The 22,703-nt window shown below is 72.2% G+C and carries 18 protein-coding genes and 1 tRNA gene; 10 read left to right on the forward strand and 9 right to left on the reverse strand.

Annotation, left to right across the window (positions count from 1 at the left end; all coding sequences use genetic code 11):
* Positions 1-186: 186 nt before the first annotated feature.
* From AAW13_RS30495 to AAW13_RS30510, 4 genes are all read left to right on the forward strand, one after another.
* Positions 187-1,080 carry an FAD binding domain-containing protein gene (locus tag AAW13_RS30495; protein ID WP_046733421.1) on the forward strand — a complete coding sequence of 298 codons (894 nt, stop codon included), beginning with the start codon at positions 187-189 and terminating at the stop codon, positions 1,078-1,080.
* On the forward strand, positions 1,077-2,813 hold the full coding sequence (locus tag AAW13_RS30500; RefSeq protein ID WP_046733420.1) for a 2Fe-2S iron-sulfur cluster-binding protein: 1,737 nt from the start codon (positions 1,077-1,079) through the stop codon (positions 2,811-2,813). Before AAW13_RS30495 ends, AAW13_RS30500 begins: the two co-directional genes overlap by 4 nt.
* A complete protein-coding gene (locus AAW13_RS30505) occupies positions 2,810-5,116 on the forward strand; it encodes a xanthine dehydrogenase family protein molybdopterin-binding subunit (protein WP_046733419.1) in 2,307 nt (768 codons plus the stop codon). The genes AAW13_RS30500 and AAW13_RS30505 overlap by 4 nt, the downstream gene beginning before the upstream one ends.
* Positions 5,117-5,484: 368 nt before the next feature.
* Positions 5,485-6,654, forward strand: coding sequence for an SUKH-4 family immunity protein (locus tag AAW13_RS30510; protein WP_206306294.1), 1,170 nt, complete (start codon positions 5,485-5,487; stop codon positions 6,652-6,654).
* 60 nt (positions 6,655-6,714) lie between these two features.
* On the opposite strand, the gene AAW13_RS30515 is transcribed toward AAW13_RS30510, so the two are convergent.
* The 4 genes from AAW13_RS30515 to AAW13_RS30530 all read right to left on the reverse strand — a co-directional run bounded on the left by AAW13_RS30515 (position 6,715) and on the right by AAW13_RS30530 (position 11,027).
* The gene (locus AAW13_RS30515) at positions 6,715-7,380 is read right to left on the reverse strand and encodes a response regulator (protein ID WP_046733435.1); all 666 of its coding nucleotides are present in this window, start codon (positions 7,378-7,380) and stop codon (positions 6,715-6,717) included.
* A 5-nt stretch (positions 7,381-7,385) separates the two neighbouring features.
* On the reverse strand, positions 7,386-8,732 hold the full coding sequence (locus AAW13_RS30520; RefSeq protein ID WP_046733434.1) for a histidine kinase: 1,347 nt from the start codon (positions 8,730-8,732) through the stop codon (positions 7,386-7,388).
* A gap of 71 nt (positions 8,733-8,803) precedes the next feature.
* Positions 8,804-10,027, reverse strand: coding sequence for an RNA-guided endonuclease InsQ/TnpB family protein (locus AAW13_RS30525; protein WP_046733418.1), 1,224 nt, complete (start codon positions 10,025-10,027; stop codon positions 8,804-8,806).
* Positions 10,028-10,160: 133 nt separating this feature from the next.
* Entirely contained in the window at positions 10,161-11,027 is an 867-nt protein-coding gene (locus AAW13_RS30530) for a CPBP family intramembrane glutamic endopeptidase (RefSeq protein WP_046733417.1), read from the reverse strand.
* Positions 11,028-11,411: 384 nt separating this feature from the next.
* Between AAW13_RS30530 and AAW13_RS30535 the strand changes: the two genes are divergently transcribed.
* The gene (locus tag AAW13_RS30535) at positions 11,412-12,770 is read left to right on the forward strand and encodes a beta-1,3-glucanase family protein (RefSeq protein ID WP_046733416.1); all 1,359 of its coding nucleotides are present in this window, start codon (positions 11,412-11,414) and stop codon (positions 12,768-12,770) included.
* Between the two features lie 68 nt (positions 12,771-12,838).
* On the opposite strand, the gene AAW13_RS30540 is transcribed toward AAW13_RS30535, so the two are convergent.
* Positions 12,839-12,910: transfer RNA gene (locus AAW13_RS30540), tRNA-Cys, on the reverse strand.
* 184 nt (positions 12,911-13,094) lie between these two features.
* Between AAW13_RS30540 and AAW13_RS30545 the strand changes: the two genes are divergently transcribed.
* The 4 genes from AAW13_RS30545 to AAW13_RS30560 all read left to right on the forward strand — a co-directional run bounded on the left by AAW13_RS30545 (position 13,095) and on the right by AAW13_RS30560 (position 18,365).
* Positions 13,095-14,525 (forward strand): MFS transporter, encoded by a 1,431-nt coding sequence (locus tag AAW13_RS30545; protein ID WP_046733433.1) that lies wholly within the window; start codon positions 13,095-13,097, stop codon positions 14,523-14,525.
* A gap of 211 nt (positions 14,526-14,736) precedes the next feature.
* Positions 14,737-16,542: a DEAD/DEAH box helicase gene (locus tag AAW13_RS30550; protein WP_046733415.1), complete on the forward strand. Its 1,806-nt coding sequence runs from the start codon at positions 14,737-14,739 to the stop codon at positions 16,540-16,542.
* Positions 16,543-16,830: 288 nt separating this feature from the next.
* Positions 16,831-17,472 (forward strand): IclR family transcriptional regulator, encoded by a 642-nt coding sequence (locus AAW13_RS30555; RefSeq protein WP_046733414.1) that lies wholly within the window; start codon positions 16,831-16,833, stop codon positions 17,470-17,472.
* A gap of 104 nt (positions 17,473-17,576) precedes the next feature.
* A complete protein-coding gene (locus AAW13_RS30560; protein ID WP_046733413.1) occupies positions 17,577-18,365 on the forward strand; it encodes a S16 family serine protease in 789 nt (262 codons plus the stop codon).
* Positions 18,366-18,414: 49 nt separating this feature from the next.
* Here the strand turns inward: AAW13_RS30560 and AAW13_RS47085 are convergent, their stop codons facing one another.
* The 3 genes from AAW13_RS47085 to AAW13_RS30575 all read right to left on the reverse strand — a co-directional run bounded on the left by AAW13_RS47085 (position 18,415) and on the right by AAW13_RS30575 (position 19,861).
* A complete protein-coding gene (locus AAW13_RS47085) occupies positions 18,415-18,600 on the reverse strand; it encodes a hypothetical protein (protein ID WP_046733432.1) in 186 nt (61 codons plus the stop codon).
* 16 nt (positions 18,601-18,616) lie between these two features.
* Complete coding sequence (locus AAW13_RS30570) at positions 18,617-19,195, reverse strand: ArsR/SmtB family transcription factor (protein WP_046733412.1); 579 nt, start codon at positions 19,193-19,195, stop codon at positions 18,617-18,619.
* Between the two features lie 186 nt (positions 19,196-19,381).
* Positions 19,382-19,861: an Lrp/AsnC family transcriptional regulator gene (locus tag AAW13_RS30575; protein WP_046733411.1), complete on the reverse strand. Its 480-nt coding sequence runs from the start codon at positions 19,859-19,861 to the stop codon at positions 19,382-19,384.
* A gap of 121 nt (positions 19,862-19,982) precedes the next feature.
* Here AAW13_RS30575 and hppD point away from each other — a divergent pair, with 121 nt between their 5' ends.
* Complete coding sequence (gene hppD, locus AAW13_RS30580; RefSeq protein WP_046733410.1) at positions 19,983-21,131, forward strand: 4-hydroxyphenylpyruvate dioxygenase; 1,149 nt, start codon at positions 19,983-19,985, stop codon at positions 21,129-21,131.
* Between the two features lie 6 nt (positions 21,132-21,137).
* On the opposite strand, the gene AAW13_RS30585 is transcribed toward hppD, so the two are convergent.
* Positions 21,138-22,622 carry a tetratricopeptide repeat protein gene (locus AAW13_RS30585; RefSeq protein WP_071659732.1) on the reverse strand — a complete coding sequence of 495 codons (1,485 nt, stop codon included), beginning with the start codon at positions 22,620-22,622 and terminating at the stop codon, positions 21,138-21,140.
* Positions 22,623-22,703: the final 81 nt, after the last annotated feature.

Genomic DNA, 22,703 nt, shown 5'->3' on the forward strand with positions numbered 1-22,703 from the left:
GGACTCACCGGTGATGGCGTGTGAAAACGGTCCATGCCGCCGGTGAGGTGGGCGAATGCCTCCTAGCGGACCCGTGCGTTCGAGGCTTGCGAAGATGTGCCAGAGTTGCCACGTCCGCCCTGTGAGCACGTACCGTACGGCCACACAGGTGGGACCAGGTGGGGCAGCGGGAAGGGGCAGCCGGTTTTGACCACGCACGCACCGCAGGCGGGGCAGTCCGTCACGCTGCCCACGACGCTGAACGAGGCAGTGGCGGCCCTCACCGACATGCCCGCCGCGGTCCCCGTGGCCGGCGGCACCGACCTGATGGCCGCCGTCAACGCCGGGCAGCTGCGGCCCGCCGCGCTCGTCGGTCTCGGCCGGATCAGCGAGATCCGCGGCTGGCAGTACCAGGACGGCAACGCGCTGCTCGGCGCCGGCCTCACACACGCGCGCATGGGGCGCCCCGACTTCGCCGCGCTGATCCCGGCGCTCGCCGCCGCCGCGCGGGCCGCCGGTCCACCGCACATCCGCAACGCGGGCACCCTGGGCGGCAACATCGCCACGGCCGCGCCCACCGGCGACGCGCTGCCGGTCCTCGCCGCCCTGGAGGCGACGCTGATCATCGCGGGGCCCGGCGGGTCCCGCCGGGAGATCCCGGTGTCGCACCTGCTGGCCGGCGTGGAGATGCTCCGCGCGGGCGAGCTGATCGGCTTCGTGCGGGTGCCGCTGCTGCACGCCCCGCAGGTCTTCCTGAAGGCGACCGGACGCACCGGTCCGGGCCGCTCGGTGGCCTCCGTGGCGCTCGTCCTCGACCCCGCGCGGCGCGGCGTCAGATGTGCCGTCGGTGCCATAGCGCCGATGCCGCTGCGGCCCCTGGAGGCCGAGCAGTGGGTGGCGAGGCTCATCGACTGGGACAACGACCGGGCGCTGGTCCCGGAGGCGCTGGCCGCGTTCGGCGAGTACGTGGCCGCCGCCTGCATCCCGGACCCGGCCCCCGAGCCCGACGGCTCGGTGCCCACGCTTCCGCCCGCCGTACTGCACCTGCGGCGCACCGTCGCCGCGCTGGCCCGACGAGCACTGGGGAGGGCGCTGTCATGACCGACGACCAGCACGCGGAGGGTGCGCCCTCCGGTGGCGGCCGGTGGGACCCGCTGCCCCAGGGCGACTACGACGACGGTGCGACCGCGTTCGTGAAGCTCCCCGAGGGCGGCATCGAGGCCCTGCTGTCCGGTGACAGTCCGCTGGCCGCGCCCGGACACGGTTACGTACCGCCGCAGATAGCGGTCGCTCCGGACAGCGAGACCTGGGGCGCGCCGGGCGAGGGAGGCCGGTGGCCCGACCCCGACGCGGTCCCCCAGGAGCAGTCCGGCGGCGACCGGTTCACGTACAACCCCGCCTCGACGCAGCAGTGGACGTACGAGGAACCGCCGCCCGCGCCCGGTCACGATGTGACCGGGCAGTGGTCGATTCCGGTCGCAAGTGGCGATACTCCGGACGAATCCGGCGAGTTCACCACATCCGCGCTCATGGAGCAGTGGGGCGGCACACCCCCGTCGACCCTCCCGGGCGGTGCCCCCGCCCCCTGGGCGACGGAGACCCAGACCTGGGAGCACCCCGCGGAGGCCCCTGGAGCCCCCGCTGGCGCCCCGTCGCGGCACGGCCCCACTCCGCCCGCTGCTCACGCCCCCGGGCCCGCTGACGGCCCGCCTGCGGCCGGCGGTGCCGAGGAGGGCGAAACGGGCGGACCCTCCGAAACGGGCCGACCGCCCGGGGCCGCGGCACATGAGCACGGCCACGAGCACGCCCACGAGCCCGCGGCGGCCGACGGCCCGGGCGGAACCGGTGAACCGGATGCGGTCGGGGAGCGGGCCGAAACGGACGCACCCGACGACGAGAACCACACCGGCGGTGCGGACGGGGCAGAACCCGACGACGGCGAGACCGAGGCGGTCGACGACCACCCCCTCGCCTCCTACGTCCTGCGGGTCAACGGCACGGACCGCCCCGTCACCGACGCCTGGATCGGCGAGTCCCTGCTCTACGTCCTGCGGGAGCGCCTCGGCCTGGCCGGCGCCAAGGACGGCTGCTCGCAGGGCGAGTGCGGCGCCTGCAACGTCCAGGTCGACGGCCGTCTCGTGGCCTCCTGCCTGGTTCCGGCCGTGACCGCCGCCGGCAGCGAGGTGCGCACCGTGGAGGGCCTCGCCCAGGACGGCCGGCCCTCCGACGTCCAGCGCGCCCTGGCCCGCTGCGGAGCGGTCCAGTGCGGCTTCTGCGTCCCCGGCATGGCGATGACCCTCCACGACCTGCTGGAGGGCAACCCGGCCCCGACCGAGCTGGAGACCCGCCAGGCCCTGTGCGGCAACCTCTGCCGCTGCTCCGGCTACCGGGGCGTCCTGGACGCCGTCCAGGACGTCGTCGCCGAACGCGAGGCACACGCCGCCGCCGACGCCGAGACGGACGGCGACGAGGCCCGTATCCCGCATCAGGCGGGACCGGGCGCCGGCGGCGTCAACGCGTCGGCGTTCGACTCCCCGGGCACGTTCGGGGCGGGCATCCACGTCCCGCACGAGCAGTCGTACGACCAGTCCTTCGGCGGCAACCAGTCGTTCAACGCCGACCAGTCGTTCGGAGGCAACCAGTCCTTCGGCGGCGACCAGACGTTCGGTGGCAACCAGTCGTTCAACGCCGACCAGTCCTTCGGTGGCAACCAGTCGTTCAACGCCGACCAGTCCTTCGGCGGCGACCAGACGTTCGGCGGCAACCAGACGTTCGGCGATCAAGGCCAGGGTTACGACGACCAGCCCTACGGCCCGGACGGAGGCCAGGCGTGACCAACGAGACCGTCACCACGACCACCGCCGCGGAGGCCCCCGCCGCCGCACCCGAGCCCCCGCACGGCCTCGGCGTGTCGCTGCCGCCCGCGGACGCGCGCGCGAAGACCGAGGGCACCTTCCCGTACGCGGCCGACCTGTGGGCCGAGGGCCTGCTGTGGGCGGCCGTGCTGCGCTCCCCGCACCCGCACGCGCGCATCGTGTCCGTCGACACCAGCCACGCGCGCGAGATGCCCGGCGTCCGGGCCGTGATCACCCACGAGGACGTCCCCGGCACCCCGCGCCACGGGCGCGGCACCCCGGACCGCCCGGTGTTCGCCTCGGAGGTCGTCCGCCACCACGGCGAGCCGATCGCCGCCGTCGCCGCCGACCACCCCGACACCGCCCGCATGGCCGCCGCCGCCGTCATCGTCGAGTACGAGATCCTCGACCCGGTCATCGACCCCGAGCAGTCCTTCGAGGCCGAGCCGCTGCACCCCGACGGCAACCTGATCCGGCACATCCCGCTCCAGCACGGCGACCCGGACGCGACCGGCGAGATCGTCGTCGAGGGCCAGTACCGCATCGGCCGCGCCGACCCCGCCCCCATCGGCGCCGAGGCCGGCCTCGCCGTGCCCCGCCCGGACGGCGGGGTCGAGCTGTACCTGGCCTCCACCGACCCGCACACGGACCGCAACACGGCCGCCGCCTGCTACGGCCTGTCGCTCGAACAGGTGAAGATCGTCGTCACCGGGGTGCCCGGCGCCACCGCCGACCGCGAGGACCAGGGCTTCCAGCTGCCGCTCGGCCTGCTCGCCCTGAAGACCGGCTGCCCGGTCAAACTCACCGCCACGCGCGAGGAGTCCTTCCTCGGCCACGCCCACCGCCATCCCACCCTGCTCCGTTACCGGCACCACGCCGACGCCGAGGGCAGGCTGGTCAAGGTCGAGGCGCAGATCCTGCTCGACGCGGGCGCCTACGCCGACACCTCCGCCGAGTCCCTGGCCGCCGCCGTCTCCTTCGCCTGCGGCCCCTACGTCGTCCCGAACGCCTTCATCGAGGGCTGGGCCGTACGCACCAACAACCCGCCCTCCGGTCACGTCCGCGGCGAGGGCGCCATGCAGGTGTGCGCCGCCTACGAGGCGCAGATGGACAAGCTGGCGAAGAAACTGGGCCTGGACCCGGCCGAGATCCGCCTGCGCAACGCGCTCGCGACCGGTGACGTCCTGCCCATCGGCCAGACCGTCACCTGCCCGGCCCCCGTCGCCGAACTCCTCCAGGCGGTACAGGACTTCCCGCTGCCGCAGCTCCCCAAGGACACCCCCGAGGACGAGTGGCTGCTGCCCGGCGGCCCCGAGGGCGCGGGCGAGCCGGGCGCGGTGCGCCGGGGCGTCGGCTACGGCCTCGGCATGGTCCACATGCTCGGCGCGGAGGGCGCCGACGAGGTCTCGACGGCCACCGTCAAGGTCCACGACGGCATCGCGACCGTGCTCTGCGCGGCCGTGGAGACCGGCCAGGGCTTCACCACGCTGGCCCGGCAGATCGTCCAGGAGACGCTCGGCATCGACGAGGTCCACGTGGCGCCCGTCGACACCGACCAGCCGCCCGCGGGCCCCGGCTGCCGCGGCCGCCACACCTGGGTCTCGGGCGGCGCGGTCGAACGCGCCGCGAAGATGGTCCGCACCCAGCTCCTCCAGCCCCTCGCCCACAAGTTCGGCATGTCCACCGAACTGCTCCAGATCACCGACGGCAAGATCACCTCGTACGACGGTGTCCTGTCGACCACGGTCACCGAGGCGCTGGACGGCAAGGAGCTGTGGGCCACCGCGCAGTGCCGGCCGCACCCCACCGAGCCGCTGAACGCCGACGGCCAGGGCGACGCCTTCGTCGGTCTCGCCTTCTGCGCGATCCGCGCGGTCGTCGACGTCGACATCGAACTTGGCTCGGTACGGGTGGTGGAGCTGGCGGTCGCCCAGGACGTGGGCCGGATCCTCAACCCGGCACAGCTCAACGCCCGCATCGAGGCCGGTGTCACGCAGGGCGTCGGCATCGCCCTGACGGAGAACCTGCGCACCCCGCGCGGTCTGATCCGCCACCCCGACCTCACCGGTTACGCCCTGCCGACCGCCCTGGACGCACCCGACATCCGGATCGTCAAACTGGTCGAGGAGCGGGACGTGGTGGCCCCCTTCGGCGCCAAGTCGGTCAGCGCGGTACCGGTCGTGACGTCCCCCGCGGCCATCGCCTCCGCCGTCCGCGCGGCCACCGGCCGCCCGGTCAACCGCCTGCCGATCCGTCCGCAGGCGGCCGTGGTCACCCAGTGACCGGACGGCTCCGCGAGGGGTCGTCGTGATCACGGGGCCTGCCGGCGGCGACGGCGGCCCCGGTCGCCGGGTCCGGTCGCCGGGTCCGGTCGTCGGGTCCGTGGCCGGACGACCTCGGTGCCGGGCGTGGAACGGACGGTGGCGGGGATTCTCGCCGGGGCGGAACGGGCCAGGGTTGCCTGGCGTCTCTTCCACGGGGCGTTGTCAGTGCCGCGGCGTAGTGTTCTGGGCAGTGGGGACGGCCGGTTCGGAGGGGAAGCCCGAACGGCACACCACGCCCTGCTCGACGACGTACGGCGCACCACCCGACCCATCCGATCCACCCGACCCACTTGCACGACTTGAACTCTTTGATCGCGGGGGCAGCGATGAGCACGATCAGCACGACCGGCAGCGGTGCGGCGGCGATCACGCTGACCGAGGCTGAACTGGACCGATACATCACGCACGAACCGACGCGCAGCTGGCTCACCGGCCCCGGACTGCCCGACACCGACGGCCTGCTGACCTTCGAGCCGCTGCGCACGGCGGGCCTGCGCACCCTCGCCGACGTCACGGACGGCCCGTCCCGTCTCGCGGAGGAGCTGCGGGACCGGCTGGTGATAGGGGAGTTGCTCGCGCCCGCCGGTCTGGACCCGGAGTCGATCCTCCTCGACGGCGGCACCGGCGAGATCTCCACGGCCCACCTCGTCGGCCCCACCGACCCGCGCCCGCTCGCCCCCTCGCTGGAGACCCTGCTGCGGTTCGCCGCCGTCACCGAGGAACTGACCGGCCTGCGCGGCCGTTTCGCCTCCCTCGCCGGGACGTACGGCACGAAGGTGGCGACCGAGGCCTCCCGCAAGCTCCTGGAGCTCTTCGAGGAGGGCACGGCGGGCCGGGTCCCGCCGTACTGGAAGGCGACGGCTCTGATCCGCCCCCTCAGCCTGGTCGCAGGACCCGGCACGGGCTCCGGGCTCAGCCTCGACCTGCCGGCCCGGCTCCTGGACCAGGAGTTCGGGCAGGGCCGGGTGGCCCGCTTCGAGGAGGTCGACTTCCCGCCGACGCTCACCCACGAGCCGACCCGCCGCTTCCTGCGCGAGACCGGGCTGCCCGAGCGTGCCGTCCTGTTCCACCTCGACCCGGACGCCTCGCTTCCCACGCTCACCGAGTACTTCGCCGACATCCACCCGGGCGGCTTCCCCATGGAGGACCTCCCGGCCCACGCCGACCGGCTCATACGCCTCGGCCACCTGGTGGAGGACAACAGCCTCGTCGTGGACGGCGGCACGGGCGCGATCCTCAACTTCTCCGAGCCGGAGGCGACGCTCTACCCCCTCAACACCGACATCTCCACCCTCGCCTACACGCTCTGGCTGCTCCACCACGAGCGCACCATCGACGAGCACCTGCACCTCGAACTCACCACGGACGCCTACGACCAGCTCGCCGCCACCATGCTGCACACCCTCGCGGCGATCGACCCCACCCCCACCACGACCGACGCCGACTGGCACTACTGGACGGAACTGTTCCAGGACGAGGCGGGCGGGGTCCTGTAGACGGCTGGCCCCGTCGGCCGACGCCGGGGCCGACGCCGGTGCCGGGTCCGGTCCGGGTCCTCAGGTCACCAAGCCCCGCCGGTAGGCGTAGACGACGGCCTGGACGCGGTCGCGCAGGCCCAGCTTGGTGAGGATGCGGGACACGAACGTCTTGACGGTCTCCTGGCTGATCACGAGGGCCGCCGCGATCTCGCTGTTGGACCGGCCGTCCGCGATCAGCCGCAGCACCTCCAGCTCGCGCGGGGTCAGCGGGACGTCGTGCGGGGTGCCCCCGTCGGCGGGCCGGATCCGGGCGGCGTACCGGCCCACCAACTGCCGGGTCACCTCGGGGTCCAGCAGGGCGGCGCCGGTGGCCACGGTGCGGATGCCGTGCAGCAGCCGGTCCGGCGGGGCGTCCTTGAGCAGGAAGCCGCTGGCACCCGCGCGCAGTGCCTCGTAGACGTACTCGTCCAGGTTGAAGGTCGTCACCACGAGCACCTTCACGGGATGCGGCACCCCCGCTCCGGCGAGCAGCCGGGTGGCCTCGATGCCATCCAGGACCGGCATCCGGACGTCCATCACCACGACGTCCGGGCGCAGCCGGCCGGCCAGGTCGACCGCGCTCCGGCCGTCCCCGCACTCACCGGCCACCTCCAGATCCGGCTGGGCGTCGATGATCGTCGCCAGGCCGGTGCGGATGAGCACCTGGTCGTCACAGACCAGCACCCGCAGCGGTGCCTCGACCACGCCGGTCACGCGGGGTTCCCCGAGGGTATCCGGGCCCGGACGACGAAGCCGCCGTCCGCCGCGTGCCCCGCGCTGAACTCACCGCCCAGGACGTCCACCCGCTCCCGGAGCCCGACGAGCCCACGCCCGCCGCCACCGGGCGACACCGACACCGACACCGAACGAAACCTGCCCACGCCGGCCGTCCCCACCCGGCCCACGCCACGCCCACCCACGCCGGTCCTCCCCGCGCCGACCCCACCCGCACCCGCGCCGCCCGTGCCGGTCCTGCCAGTGCCGGCGCTCGCACCCGTGCCGCCCGTGCCGGGTTCGTCCGTGGTCTCCCCGGTCACTACCGGTCCGGCTGTGTCGATCTCCACGGTGATCTCCTTCTCGCCGTGCCGGACCCGGACCGAGGTGCGGCTGCCGTGGGCGTACTTGAGGGCGTTCGTCAGGGCCTCCTGCACCACCCGGTAGGCCACCAGGTCGGCGCTGCCCGCGGGCTGCGTCGGGGCGCCCTCCTCGGTGAACTCCACCGGCTGCCCGGCCTGCCGGGTCTGTTCCACAAGGGTGAGCAGCCGCCCCGCCGGCGGCGTCCTGACATCGGCGCCGCGGTCGGCACCGTGACCGGGGTTGAGCAGGTCGAGCAGATGGCGCAGGTCGGCGATGGCCCGTCGGCCGGTGTCGCTGACGGCGGTCAGGGCCTGGTCGAGCCGCTCGGGCGCGGCGGTCAGATACCGTGCCGCCTCGGCCTGCACCACCATCGCCGTCACATGGTGGGTCACCACGTCGTGCAACTCGCGGGCGATCCGGGTGCGTTCGGCGGCACGGGTGTCCTCGGCGACCCGCCGCCGGTGTTCGGCCTCCGCGATCCGGCTGCCGTGCAGCCACGCCCCGGCGCCCCAGGCGAGGACCAGCACCAGGTAGAAGGTCACGAACCCGGTGACCGTCTCGCCGCCCGACCCCAGCCGGTACAGCGCGACCGCCAACGGCACGTAGGCCGCCGAGAACACCAGCGCGGCGGCCCGCCGGTGCCGGGTCAGATGGGCCCCGGTGCTGATCAGTGCGAGGGGCAGCGCGGTGCCCGCGACCGAGTGGTAGCCACGCAGCTGGTCGACGGCGAAGCCGAGCGACACCAGGGCGAGACAGCCGGCCGGCCACCGCCGGCGCACCGCCAGCGGCAGGCACTCCAGGGCGAGCGCCAGCAGGGCCAGGGCGTCGATCGGGCGGGTCGGCACATCCCCGACCTGCGTCCCCTTGCCGTGCAGCGCCGGCAGGAACGAACCGGCCAGGAGCAGCAGCCCGAGCGGCAGATCCCGGACCGTGACGTCCAGCCGGTGCCACCGGTCGGCCCACTGCCGAGGACTGATCACCAAGGCAGTTTGACATGCTCCTCGCCCCTGAAGGGCGAGGATTCTGGCCTTCTCGACGTGTTGCCGTGCCACTATGCGGCACGGTTTCCGGTCGGGAATCCGTGGCTTCCTGTTTCTTCGCGCTGTGCCGGGATCGCTCCTGGTCTTACCGGCGCTCCGCAGGCCGATGCCGCCAGTCCGGCGGCCGTCTTCACATTGATCGCGGCGTTGGTGTCCCGATCGTGGACGGTGCCGCAGGCGGTACAGGTCCATTCCCGGACGCTGAGGGGTTTGGGCCCGTCTTTGATGCCGCAGGTGGAGCAGGTCTGGGAGGTCGGCTCGAACCGGCCGGTCTTGACCAGGACACGGCCGTACCGGGAAGCCTTGTATTCCAGCATGCTGAGGAACGATGCCCATCCGGCATCGTGCACGGACTTGGCCAGCCTGGTGCGGGCCAGTCCCGCCACCGACAGGTCCTCCACGGCGATCCCTTGGTTCTCGGAGATCAGCTTCGTGGAGAGCTGGTGGTGGAACTCACGGCGCGCATCGGCAATTTTGGCGTGGGCGCGGGCGACCTTGAGGCGGGCCTTGGCCCGGTTCTTCGACCCCTTCTGCTTACGGGACAGCTTCTGCTGGGCCTTCTTCAGCTTCTTCTCCGCCCGCCGCAAAAAGCGCGGGGAATCGATCTTCGTGCCGTCGGATAGGACGGCGAAGTGCGTGAGGCCGAGATCGATACCGACGGTCTGATCAGTGTGGGGCATCCGTGCTTGGTCGGTGGCGGGATCGGTGTCGATGACGAAGGAGGCGAAGTACCTGTCGGCCGCGTCCTTGACGACGGTGTCGGAGGACGGTGTGGCGGGCAGGGTGCGGGACCATTTCACCTTCACCGCGCCGATCTTCGGCAGGCTCAGACGGCCGCTGTCGGTGATGGTCCAGCGGGCGTTGGCAGTGAACCGGACCGACTGCCGGGCGTCCTTGCGGGACTTGAAGCGGGGCGGGCCGGTCCTGGGTCCTTTACGGGTGTGCTTGAGGGAGGCGAAGAAGTTGCGGTAGGCGGCCTCGGCGTCCCGCAGGGACTGCTGGAGGACGACGGCGGAGACCTCGCCCAGCCAGGAGCGTGCCGCCGTCCGCTTCGCTTCGGTGATCAGCTTCCTAGATAGCTCTCCGGCCGCCGGGAACGGCTGCCCGGCCTTCCGGGCGTCCTCGCGGGCACGGACCGCGTCGTTGAACACCATCCGGGCACACCCGAAAGCCCTGGCCAGCGCGGTGCGCTGACCGGCATTCGGGTAGAGCCTGAACGCATACCGGAGCTGCATGACCATCACCCTAGAAACTCGAACGCCTGCTGTCGTCGGGAACATGTGCGCGAGATGTCACCGGCCGGTGGCTTGCCCGGCTACGCCTGGACAACATCGCGATGCTCCGCGTCGCCCCCACATGAGATGCGCTTCACTTCCCGGCCCGAAGGCCGGAGCGCCGCGAATTCACCCCGGTAGCGACCGCGTCGGCCGTGGCGCCCGGACGACGACGGGGCATCAGGCGACCCCGCCGCCGAGCCAGCCGCAGGAACACGACCGTCACCAGCACGCCGAGCAGCACCGAGTAGATGCTGGCCTCCGGCCCGAACTCGCCACCGGTGACCAGCCGTGCCCCCGAGGTCGTGGCATCCAGCAGCCCCTGCTGCGACCCGCTGCCGGAGACCTCGGTGCCGAAGATGCCCGACTCGGCGAAGTTCCAGCCGAAGTGCAGGCCGATCGGCAGCCACAGGGTGCGGGTGGCGACGTACGAGGCGCCCAGCATGCCGCCGGCCTCGATCGCGATGGCGAGGGCGCCCCAGACGGTGGCGTGCTCGTTGAACAGATGCATCGTCCCGAACAGCGCGCCGGTCGAGGTGAGCGCTATCCACGTCCCGAAGCGCTCCTCGACGATCCGCAACAGCACGCCCCGGAACAGCAGTTCCTCCGTGACCGCGGCGGCGGCCATGAACCCCACCAGCCCCACGGCACTCGCCACCGACCCCACTCCGTGCACCGTGTAATCGCCGAGGAGGGCGATGTTCACGATGACCCCGGTGAACGCCGTCACCCCGACGAGCGCCCCGCGCGCGAACGCCGGGCGCGCGCCCTCCCGCCCCACCTCGGTGACGGGCCGGTGCTCGGTCCGCCGTACCACCCACCGGTAGACCGGCACCGCGGCCACTGCCGTCAGCAGGCCGACGACCAGCGTGAGAAACCAGTTCCCGTCCACCGCCGCGAGCGCCTGCCCGCCGACGAAGGAGACGGCCGCGACGGCCAGGAGCTGCCAGACCACCCTCATGATGACTTCCTCCCAGGGACGCGCGGCCCGACCGCCGCGACTGGTCAGAACGCTATGGACCGGCCGCCCGGGAATCGTCACCACGCGGAGGACACCTGCGTGTAGCTCGCACGGGGGACAGGGCCGCTCCGGCCGGTCTCCCCGCTCCCCGCGCAGGTCCAGACCGGATGCGTCAAGCCTTGTAGAGCCGGCTCGTCCCGGGGCCCGCCATGCGGTCGAGAGCTGAAGGCGGTGGTCCCGCTTCCGGCCGCGAAGCCACAACTCAAGTGATTTCGGGTTCAGTTGTTGACGGCGGGCGTCGGTGGGTCTACAACCCGAGGGAACGCTCGCCCGTCTGCTGTCGCTCCATCCCCACGCACGCCGAACCGGCTTGAGGAGACCCGCATGCAGAGTTCCGTCAGCGTGCTCACCACCCGCAGACCACCGGCCGACGCCGTGCGCCCACGCATGGCTCTCGGTCTGGTCGTCGTCCTGATCGCCGCCTTCTTCGCGGCCCTCGCACCGTCCCCCGCGCACGCCGCCGACCAGTTGCTGTCCCAGGGCAGGCCGGCCACCGCCTTCTCGACCGAGAACGCGTCCTTCCCCGCGAGCGCGGCGGTCGACGGCAACACCGGCACCCGCTGGTCCTCGGCCTTCTCCGACCCGCAGTGGCTCCAGGTCGACCTGGGGTCCGTCCAGCAGCTCACCCGCGTCACCCTCGACTGGGAGGCCGCCTACGCGAAAACCTTCCAGATCCAGACCTCCACCGACGCCACCACCTGGACCACCGTCTACTCCACCACCACCGGCACCGGCGGCACCCAGAACCTGACCGTCACCGGCAGCGGCCGCTACGTCCGCCTCTACGGCACCACGCGGGCCACCCCGTACGGCTACTCACTCTGGGAGTTCCAGGTCTACGGCCCCGGTTCCACCACCCCGCCGGACGACTTCTGGGGCAGCACCAGCGACATACCCGCCGCGAACAACGCCGTCGAGGTGAAGATCCTCAACCGCACCAACGGCAAGTACCCCGACAGCCAGGTGTACTGGAGCTTCAACGGCCAGACCCACTCCATCGCCGAGCAGCCCTACCTCGACATGCCGGCCAACTCCGCGGGCCGCATGTACTTCTACCTGGGCTCGCCCACCAGCCCGTACTACGACTTCATCGAGTTCACGGTCGGCGACCACGTCTTCAACGGCAACACCACCCGGGTCGACGCCTTCGGCCTGAAGCTGGCCATGCGCCTGCACACCAAGGACGGTTACGACACCGAGGTCGGCGAGAACCGGCAGACCTTCGCCGAGGACCGAGCCACCACCTTCCAGCGCTTCACCGACGCCGTTCCCGGCCAGTTCAAGGTCCTCGCCCAGACCCAGGCCCCGTACCGGATCATCGCGCCCGGCAGCGACCCCAGCTTCCGCGCGGGCGGCGCCAACGCGAACTACTTCACCTCGTACGCCCAGTCGGTCGGCGTGACCGCGGCCACCTCCGACATCTTCGGCTGCGCGGCCTCCCTGGCGGCCGACCCCACCATGTGCGCCGCCCTCAACCGCCACGTCGCCACCCTGCCGGCCTCGCAGCAGTCCGACCCGGCCCAGTTCTACACGGCGGCCCCCGCCAACTACTACGCGAAGTTCTGGCACGACAACGCCATCAGCCACCTCGCCTACGGCTTCCCCTACGACGACGTGGCAGGCCAGTCCTCCTTCATCTCCCACGCCGACCCGCAGTGGCTCCTGGTCGCCGTCGGCTGGTGACCGGAACCAGAAGAGGGCGGCACCCCTGATAGGTGCCGCCCTCTTCTTCTGCCTGGTCAGGCAGTAAGAGGCCGTGGCGGGAATTGAACCCACGTACCTCGCTTTGCAGGCGAGTCCCTAAGCCACTCGGGCACACGGCCGTGTCGGTGAGACGAAGGTATGAGGGTGTGGGGGAGGGGGGCAAGGGGACCGGTGGGGGTGCAACGGGACTGCCATACGGCGTTCATGAAACGGGACGGGGAGGGGGGTCTACGACCAAGGTCCGAGGTGGGGTACGGCTCCCGACAGGGGCCAAAGTGACACTTGGGCCTTACCGTGGTCAGCATGACCGCCCTTGAGCCGAGCGACGCCGTCGTCGCAGATGAGACCGCCGACAGCGTCGATGACGAGGGTGTGCTGGGGCGGTCGTACCGGGCGCTGAGCATCGGGATCGTGTCCGTCGTGCTGCTGATCGCCTTCGAGGCGACGGCCGTGGGGACGGCGATGCCGGTCGCGGCCCGGGAACTGCACGGGGTGTCGTCGTACGCGTTCGCCTTCTCCGGGTACTTCACGACCAGTCTGTTCGGGATGGTGCTGGCCGGGCAGTGGTCGGACCGCAGGGGGCCGCTCGGGGCCCTGACCACCGGGATCGGGGCCTTCGCCGCCGGGCTCGTCGTGGCCGGGACCGCCCAGAGCATGTGGGTGTTCATCCTGGGGCGGGCCGTGCAGGGCCTCGGCGGGGGACTGGTCATCGTCGCCCTGTACGTGGTCGTGGGCCGGGCCTACCCGGAACGGCTGCGGCCCGCGATCATGGCCGCCTTCGCGGCCGGCTGGGTCGTGCCGTCCATCGTCGGGCCGCTGGCCGCCGGAACCGTCACCGAACAGCTCGGCTGGCGCTGGGTGTTCCTCGGGATCCCGGTGCTGGTGGTCCTCCCGGTGGCGCTCGCGCTGCCGCAGATACGGCGGCGGGCCGGCGGTCCCGTGCCGGGCGGCCGCCAGGAGGCCTTCGACCGCCGGCGCATCCGGCTCGCCCTCGGCATCTCCGTGGGCGCGGGACTGCTCCAGTACGCGGCCCAGGACCCGCGCTGGCTGTCCCTGCTGCCGGGAGCCGCCGGCGCCGCGCTGCTGGTACCGGCCGTGCTCGGGCTGCTGCCCCGCGGCACCTACCGCGCCGCGCGCGGCCTGCCCTCGGTCGTGCTGCTGCGCGGGCTCGCGGCGGGTTCCTTCGTCGCCGCCGAGTCCTTCGTACCGCTGATGCTCGTCACCCAGCGGGGGCTGTCCCCGACGCTCGCCGGGTTCTCGCTGGCGGCGGGCGGGGTGACCTGGGCGGCGGGCTCGTGGGTGCAGGCGCGGCCGGGCATGCAGGCCCACCGGGAGCGCCTGATGACCCTGGGCATGGTGCTGGTCGCCGCGGCGGTCGCGACCGCGCCCAGTGTGCTCCTGCCCGCCGTGCCGGTGTGGATCGTCGCCGTCGCCTGGGCCTTCGGCTGTTTCGGGATGGGGCTGGTGATCGCCTCGGCCAGCGTCCTGATGCTCCGGCTCTCCGCTCCTGAGGAGGCCGGTGCCAACTCCGCAGCCCTCCAGATCTCCGACGCCCTGTCCAACGTGGTGCTGCTCGCCGCGACCGGCGCGGCGTTCGCCGCCCTCGGCGGCGGCAGCATGACGGGTACGGCCGGCTCCGGTTCCCATTCCGCCGCCTTCGCCGCCGTGTTCCTGCCCATGGCGGCCGTGGCACTCGCGGGGGCCTGGGTGACGACCCGGCTCCGTGATCGGTGACCCGGCTCGGTGATCGGTGACCCGGCTCCGTGATCGGTGACCCGGCTCGGTGATCGGTGACCCGGCTCCGTGATCTGTGACGTGGGTCCCACCCCGGGGTGACCCGGCCTCGTCCGCGCGTTGACAGCCACGGCACGCCGGTAGGGTGGCCCGGTTGTCATACGTAGCCGCCCGACCCTCGTACACCTCGCGACCCCCTACTACGGAGACCGTGACTACTACCGCCGCTTCCCCGTCCTCCTCCAACTCCCACCACCTCTCGCCGGCCTTTCCGGGCCGGGCGCCCTGGGGTACCGCCAGCAAGCTGCGGGCCTGGCAGCAGGGGGCCATGGAGAAGTACGTCCAGGAGCAGCCACGCGACTTCCTCGCCGTCGCCACCCCCGGCGCCGGCAAGACCACGTTCGCGCTGACGCTCGCCTCCTGGCTGCTGCACCACCACGTCGTGCAGCAGGTCACGGTCGTCGCGCCCACCGAGCACCTGAAGAAGCAGTGGGCGGAGGCCGCCGCGCGGATAGGCATCAAGCTCGACCCCGAGTACAGCGCCGGACCGCTCAGCCGCGAGTACGACGGGGTCGCCGTCACCTACGCCGGTGTCGGCGTGCGGCCCATGCTGCACCGCAACCGCTCCGAGCAGCGCAAGACCCTCGTCATCCTCGACGAGATCCACCACGCCGGTGACTCCAAGTCCTGGGGCGAGGCCTGCCTGGAGGCGTTCGAGCCGGCCACCCGGCGGCTGGCCCTGACCGGTACGCCGTTCCGGTCCGACACCAACCCGATCCCCTTCGTGACCTACGAGGAGGGGCAGGACGGCATCCGGCGGTCCGCCGCCGACTACACCTACGGGTACGGCAACGCGCTCGCCGACCACGTCGTGCGCCCGGTCATCTTCCTCTCCTACAGCGGCAACATGCGCTGGCGCACCAAGGCCGGTGACGAGATCGCCGCCCGGCTCGGCGAGCCCATGACCAAGGACGCGGTGAGCCAGGCCTGGCGGACGGCGCTCGATCCGCGCGGCGAGTGGATGCCGGCCGTGCTGCGCGCCGCCGACCAGCGACTGACCGAGGTGCGCAAGGGCATCCCGGACGCGGGCGCCCTCGTCATCGCCTCCGACCAGGACTCGGCCCGCGCCTACGCCAAGCTGATCCGCGAGATCACGGGCTGCAAGGCGACGCTGGTCCTCTCCGACGACACCGGCGCGTCCAAGCGGATCGACGACTTCAGCGCGAGTGACGACCGGTGGATGGTCGCCGTGCGCATGGTGTCCGAGGGCGTCGACGTGCCCCGGCTGGCCGTCGGCGTCTACGCCACCACCATCTCCACCCCCCTCTTCTTCGCCCAGGCCGTCGGCCGGTTCGTGCGGTCGAGGCGGCGCGGCGAGACCGCGTCGGTGTTCCTGCCGACCGTCCCCGACCTGCTGACCTTCGCCAACGAGATGGAGGTCGAGCGCGACCACGCCCTCGACAAGCCGAAGAAGAACGGCGAGGAGGACCCGTACGCCGAGTCCGAGAAGGAGATGGAGGAGGCGAACAAGGAGCAGGACGAGGACACCGGCGAGCAGGAGCAGTTCGCCTTCGAGGCTCTGGAGTCCGAGGCCGTCTTCGACCGGGTCCTCTACGACGGCGCCGAGTTCGGCATGCAGGCCCACCCGGGCAGCGAGGAGGAGCAGGACTACCTCGGTATCCCGGGGCTCCTCGAACCCGACCAGGTGCAGCTGCTGTTGCAGAAGCGGCAGGCCCGGCAGATCGCGCACAGCCGCAAGAAGCCGGACACCGAGGCCGATCTCCTCGAACTCCCGGCGGAGCGGCGGCCCGTCGTCTCCCACAAGGAGATGATGGAGCTGCGTAAGCAGCTGAACACCATGGTCAGCGCGTACGTCCACCAGAGCGGCAAGCCGCACGGGGTGATCCACACGGAGCTGCGCCGGGTCTGCGGTGGGCCGCCGAGCGCGGAGGCCACGGCCGGACAGCTGCGGCAGCGGATCGCCAAGGTGCAGGAGTGGGCCACGCGGATGCGGTGACATCGGCAGAACACCGCGTATATAACGGCACATACCGAGGTAGTCCGTACCGGCGTCTGACCGGATTCTGGACGCAGACTTCCGCTCAGCGAACCCGCTTCGCTACTGTCCGGCTACGCACACGCCCCGTGGCAGCGCCGCCGCGGAGCGCAGCCGTGAAGCGACTGGGCCCGGAGCCGCCGGGCCGCCTTGCCGATCGGCGGCCTCTGAAGCGCGTCGCTGACGGGACTCGGCGACGCAACCGCCGCGTCGGAGGTCGTCGACCTCACCACTTAAGGAGTGGGCGTCGTGACCGCGGAGACCTCTCAGACGCTCGACCGGGGCCTCAGGGTCCTCAAACTGCTGGCCGACACGGACCACGGGCTGACCGTCACCGAGCTATCCAACAAACTGGGCGTGAACCGGACCGTGGTGTACCGGTTGCTCGCCACCCTTGAACAGCATGCGCTGGTACGGCGTGACCTGGGCGGGCGAGCCCGGGTCGGGCTGGGGGTGCTGCGCCTCGGACGGCAGGTGCATCCGCTCGTACGGGAGGCCGCCCTGCCGGCGCTCCGTTCGCTCGCCGAGGACATCGGGGCGACCGCCCATCTGACGCTGGTCGACGGGACGGAGGCGCTCGCGGTCGCGGTGGTCGAGCCGAGCTGGACCGACTACCACGTGGCGTACCGGGCCGGGTTCCGGCATCCGCTGGACCGGGGGGCCGCCGGCAGGGCGATCCTGTCCGCCCGGCACTCGCCGCGCGACGACCCCGGATACACGCTGACGCACGGCGAGTTGGAGGCCGGGGCGAGCGGGGCCGCGGCTCCGCTGCTCGGGGTCACCGGGGTGGAGGGGAGCGTCGGCGTCGTGATGCTCGCGGACTCCGTCCCGGAACGGGTGGGGACACGCGTGATGGACGCCGCGCGGGAGGTCGCGGAGGCGTTGCGCTAGCCGCCCTCGGCCGGGGCCGGGCGGCCCGTGCGGTGTGCGTGGAGATGCGCGGTGAGCGGGGTCGGGGCGATGGCCGGAACAGGTCGCCACGTTAGATTGACTCCGTGCTCTCACGTCTCACGCGTCTCCAGGCCATCGCCGTGTGTGCGGTTCCCGTCGTGGCTCTGATCGGTACGGCCGTCTTCGCGCCGCTGCCGTTCTCGGTGGCCCAGCCCGGGATGACGGCGAACGTCCTCGGCGACAACCAGGGAACCCCGGTGATCACCGTCGCCGGGGCGCCCACCCGCACCACCAGCGGGCAGCTGCGGATGACGACGATCGAGGCGACCGGGCCGGACGCGCGGGTGTCGCTGGGCGACGTCGTCGGCAACTGGTTCCGGACGGACCGGGCGGTGATGCCGCGCGACTCGGTGTATCCGAGCGGTGGCGACGTCAAGGAGATCGAGCAGCACAACACCGAGCAGATGCGGCAGTCGCAGGACGCGGCGGCCCAGGCCGCGCTGAAGTACCTCGGGCTGAGTGCGGACAAGGTCAAGGTGACCCTGAAGCTGGCGGACGTGGGCGGGCCGAGCGCCGGGCTGCTGTTCTCGCTCGGGGTGATCGACAAGCTCGACGGCAACGGGAGCGGGGGAGACCTCACCGGGGGCAGGAACATCGCCGGTACGGGGACCATCACCGCCGACGGGACGGTGGGGGCCGTGGGCGGGGTCGCGTTGAAGACGCAGGCGGCCCGGCGGGACGGGGCGACGGTGTTCCTGGTGCCGAGGGACGAGTGCGGTGACGCGAAGGCGGAGTTGCCGAAGGGGCTGAGGCTGGTGCCGGTGACCAGTCTCAAGGGGGCCGTCTCCGACCTGGTGGCGTTGGAGAAGGGGCAGAAGGTCGCCGGCTGTTGAGTTCCGGGTGACCGGTGGGTGGGGGTTGCTCGCGCAGTTCCCCGCGCCCCTAAAGGGGCGCTGACGTCGGAACCGGAGTTGCCAGGCGGAGGCCTATCTCCACCAGCGTCCAGCCGATTCGCGCGCGGAGCTCTCGCTCCGGCTTCGCCTCCCTCGCCAGGCGGTGGGTCTCGGCCTCGGCGTGGAGTTCCGCTGTTCGGGTGTGGTGCAGGGCGAGGTGGGTCTCGGGGTGCAGCATCTCGGTGGGCCTCTCAGTCCGTCTCGATGGGGAAGAGGTGCGTGTGGACGCGTACCTGCGTGACGCTCTCGTCCTCGCCGGCCCTGTCGCGGTAGGTGTCGACGAGCGCGTGCATCTTCTCGGTCAGTTCCTGGGCGAGTTCCGGGGTGAGCCGTAGCGTGGCGCTGCTCATGTCCCAGACGCGGTTCCACTCCTCGGGCCATTCGGCGCGGGTGCCGAGCCAGGTCGACAGGTTCCTGATCTGGGTGGTGGCGATCTCGTGCAGGTACATGTCGGCGGCGCCGCGGACGACCGGGTCGGTGTCCGTGAGCAGGGCGTCGTCGAAGCGCAGGCCCTGGTGTGCCGCCTTCCACCAGCGTTCGCGGCCCTTGCCCCGCTCGGGCGCGTCCACGACGAAGCCGTGCGCCGCGAGCTGGCGCAGGTGGTAGCTGGTGGCCCCGCTCGACTCGCCCAGTCTCTCCGCGAGCTGGGAGGCGGTGGCCGGCCCGCCGTAGCGCAGGGCGTCCAGCAGCTGCATCCGCAGCGGGTGGGCGAGGCCGCGCAGGGAGCGTGCGTCGAGATCGCGGACCTGGGGGTCCCGGGGTTCGCTCATGGGTCCGAGAGTAGCGATGCAAAGAGTCCTTTGCAACGTGTCCTTTGCATCAACTTCTTTGCACCCACTCCCTTGTGACTCTCCCGGCGTCGCCTCCCGCTCCCGGCGTCGCCTCCCGCTCCCGGCGTCGTCTCCCGCTCCCGGCGTCGTCTCCCGGCGTCGTCTCCCGGTGTCATTCCCCGCCGGTCAGACCCCGTCGCTGTCCGCCGCGGCCTGCTCCACCAGGGGGATGATCCGCAGCGGGACGGGGTTCTCCATGACGATCGCCGTGGAGGCCCGGACGATGCCGTCGAAACCGACGACCCGGTCGATCACCCGCTGGAGATCGGCGTTGGAGCGGGCGACCAGCCGGCACTGCATGTCCCCGGTGCCGGTCGTGGTGTGCAGCTCCAGCACCTCCGGCACGCCCGCCAGGTGCGCGCGGACGTCCGGCCCCTGGCCCTGCCGGATCTGGAGCGTGGCGAACGCGGTGACCGGGTAGCCGAGGGCCGCCGGGTCCACCTGGGGGCCGAACCCCTGGATGACCCCGTTCGACTGAAGCCGGTCGAGGCGCGCCTGCACGGTCCCCCGGGCCACCCCCAGCCGGCGCGACATCTCCAGCACCCCGATCCGCGGCTCCCGGGCCAGCAGCACCAGGATCCGCCCGTCCAGATGATCGATCGCCATGCCTGCCTCCGGATGGTCACCCTGTACAGAAAGTCCGCCGAAACGGTCGTACCGCTGAGCATATTGCCCAGCCGGAATCAGAACTATTGCGCACCTTGTCCGCCGGGTTCACCCTTCGGACATGACGCAGACCACAGAGCACGCTCCCGTCACCACGGCCCGGCAGGACGATCCCTTCCCGGTCCGGGGGATGGACGCGGTCGTCTTCGCCGTCGGCAACGCCAAACAGGCCGCGCACTACTACTCCAGCGCGTTCGGCATGCGGCTGGTCGCGTACTCCGGACCGGAGAACGGCAGCCGCGAGACCGCGAGCTACGTGCTGGAGAACGGCTCGGCGAGGTTCGTCCTCACCTCCGTCATCAAGCCCGCCACCCCCTGGGGCCACTTCCTCGCGCAGCACGTCGCCGAGCACGGCGACGGCGTGGTCGACCTCGCCATCGAGGTCCCGGACGCGCGCCGCGCCCACGCGTACGCGATCGAGCACGGCGCCCGGTCGGTGGCCGAGCCCTACGAGCTGAAGGACGAGCACGGCACGGTGGTGCTGGCCGCGATCGCCACGTACGGCGAGACCCGCCACACCCTCGTCGAACGCACGCACTACGACGGCCCCTACCTCCCGGGGTTCGCCGCCGCGGCCCCGATCGTCGCACCCCCGGCCCGCCGCACCTTCCAGGCCGTCGACCACTGCGTCGGCAACGTCGAACTCGGCCGGATGAACGACTGGGTCGACTTCTACCACCGGGTCATGGGCTTCTCGAACATGAAGGAGTTCGTCGGCGACGACATCGCCACCGAGTACAGCGCGCTGATGTCCAAGGTGGTCGCCGACGGCACCCTGAAGGTCAAGTTCCCGATCAACGAACCGGCCATCGCCAAGAAGAAGTCCCAGATCGACGAGTACCTGGAGTTCTACGGCGGCGCGGGCGTCCAGCACATCGCGCTCAACACCAACGACATCGTCGAGACCGTACGGACCATGCGCGCGGCCGGCGTCGAGTTCCTGGACACCCCGGACAGCTACTACGACACCCTCGGCGAGTGGGTCGGCGACACCCGGGTGCCGATCGACACCCTGCGCGAGCTGAAGATCCTCGCCGACCGCGACGAGGACGGCTACCTGCTCCAGATCTTCACCAAGCCGGTCCAGGACCGCCCGACGGTCTTCTTCGAGATCATCGAACGCCACGGCTCGATGGGCTTCGGCAAGGGCAACTTCAAGGCCCTCTTCGAAGCGATCGAACGGGAGCAGGACCGCCGCGGCAATCTCTGACCGGCGTCAGCCCGGCAGCGGTTCCTCCGGTGGCTGTTCGCCCAGCGCCGCCAGGGCCGATCGCGCCACCGGGGCCTGGAGCGGGGAGAAGTACGGGTTGAAGCGCAGGGCGTCCTGGAGGTGACGGCGGGCCGGGGCGTCCTCGTCCAGGTCCCGCTCGATCATGCCCCGGTGGAAGGCGTACAGGGCACTGCGCACCCCGCCGCCCTTCGTCGAGTCCGTGGCGATCGAGGCGTACCGCAGGGCCTCCTGGTCGTCACCGGCCCGGTGCAGCGCCCAGCCCAGCGCGTCCGCCACCTCGATACCGGGCTGCCGCTCCCACTCGGCGGTCAGCCGCTGCACGCCCTCCTCGGCGTCCCCGTGGTCCGCCTCGTACCGACCGATCAGCAGGTCGTCGTCGACCCCGGCGGCCAGCTCCTCCTCCACCTGGGTGCGCATCAGCTCGTACTCCGTGTGCGCCTGCCGGGTCATCCCCAGCGACTCGTACAGCTCGGCCAGCTCCAGGGTGACCTGCGGGGTGGGCCGGTGCGCGAGCGCCTCCCGGTACGCGGCCAGCGCCTCCTCGGTGCGGCCCAGCCCGGCCAGCGCCCGCCCCTGCCCGGCGCGTGCGGCCGCCTCGTCCCGGTCCAGGCGCACGGCCGCCTCGAAGTGCCGCAGCGCGTCCTCCCGTTCACCCCGCTCCCAGGCCAGCTGTCCGGCCTGGGTGAGATAGGCGGCCTGCTCGGCGGGCGTCCGCGCGGCCGCCGCCGCGTCCGTCACCTGGGCCGCCGCGTCCTCGCGCCAGCCCCGGTCCCGGTACACCGCCGAGGCCCGCGCCATCACGGCCGGCCGCGCCGCCGCCCCGACCTTCAGCGCCGTCAGCTTGTCCAGCGCGGACCGGGCCGCCTTGTAGTCGCCGAGCCCGTCGCAGGCGTCGATCAGCACCGGATACGTCGACCACCGCTTCGGCGCCGCCTTCAACGCCTCCTCACCGAACCGCCTGGCCTCGGCGAAGTCCCGGCGCGCGTTCGCCAGCGCGGCGAGCCCGCCCAGCGCCTCGGCGTTGCCCTTGGCGGCCACCTGGAGGGAGGTCCGCAGCGCCTGCTCGGCCTTCGGATAGTCGGCCGTCCCGGCGGTCCGCCGGATCCGCTCCACGTACGCGGCCCCCAGCACCGCCCAGGCCGCCGCGTCCTTGGGCCGTTCCCGCACCCGCCGCTCGCGGGCCCCGATGAGCGAGGTGAGGTCGGGCAGCGCGGCCGGCAGGCCGTCGAGCACGGCCGCCTGCACCGCCGCCGCCCGCGCGCCCGAGAAGGCCGGCGGCCCGGCCGCCGGGCGCGGTGCGGCGGCGCGGTGCGGCTCGTGCGGCCACAGCAGCAGCGTCCCGCCGGCCGCCACCCCGCCGGCCAGCGCGACCACCAGCAGCCGCCGCAGCACCCGGCGCCGGCGCGGCGGCCCGGGCTCCGCGAGCAACGAGGAACCGGGCCCGGACTGTCGGTTTTCGAGCGCGCACATGCAGCTCACTGTGCGTCAATACGACCAGTGCGTCCGGGCGGCCCAAGGGCGGGCCCGGCGGGGTTCACACCGATGGCCCCG

This window comes from Streptomyces humi (genome assembly GCF_001005085.2).
GTDB lineage: Bacteria > Actinomycetota > Actinomycetes > Streptomycetales > Streptomycetaceae > Streptomyces > Streptomyces humi.

Bases quoted from the DNA above. Each gene is read 5' to 3' on its own strand.
- AAW13_RS30525 (WP_046733418.1), bottom strand. From the start codon at position 10,027: ATGCAGCTCCGGTATGCGTTCAGGCTCTACCCGAATGCCGGTCAGCGC.
- AAW13_RS30585 (WP_071659732.1), bottom strand. From the start codon at position 22,622: ATGTGCGCGCTCGAAAACCGACAGTCCGGGCCCGGTTCCTCGTTGCTC.
- AAW13_RS30530 (WP_046733417.1), bottom strand. From the start codon at position 11,027: ATGAGGGTGGTCTGGCAGCTCCTGGCCGTCGCGGCCGTCTCCTTCGTC.
- AAW13_RS30535 (WP_046733416.1), top strand. From the start codon at position 11,412: ATGCAGAGTTCCGTCAGCGTGCTCACCACCCGCAGACCACCGGCCGAC.
- AAW13_RS30570 (WP_046733412.1), bottom strand. From the start codon at position 19,195: ATGAGCGAACCCCGGGACCCCCAGGTCCGCGATCTCGACGCACGCTCC.
- AAW13_RS30500 (WP_046733420.1), top strand. From the start codon at position 1,077: ATGACCGACGACCAGCACGCGGAGGGTGCGCCCTCCGGTGGCGGCCGG.
- AAW13_RS30510 (WP_206306294.1), top strand. From the start codon at position 5,485: ATGAGCACGATCAGCACGACCGGCAGCGGTGCGGCGGCGATCACGCTG.
- AAW13_RS30545 (WP_046733433.1), top strand. From the start codon at position 13,095: ATGACCGCCCTTGAGCCGAGCGACGCCGTCGTCGCAGATGAGACCGCC.
- AAW13_RS30575 (WP_046733411.1), bottom strand. From the start codon at position 19,861: ATGGCGATCGATCATCTGGACGGGCGGATCCTGGTGCTGCTGGCCCGG.
- hppD (WP_046733410.1), top strand. From the start codon at position 19,983: ATGACGCAGACCACAGAGCACGCTCCCGTCACCACGGCCCGGCAGGAC.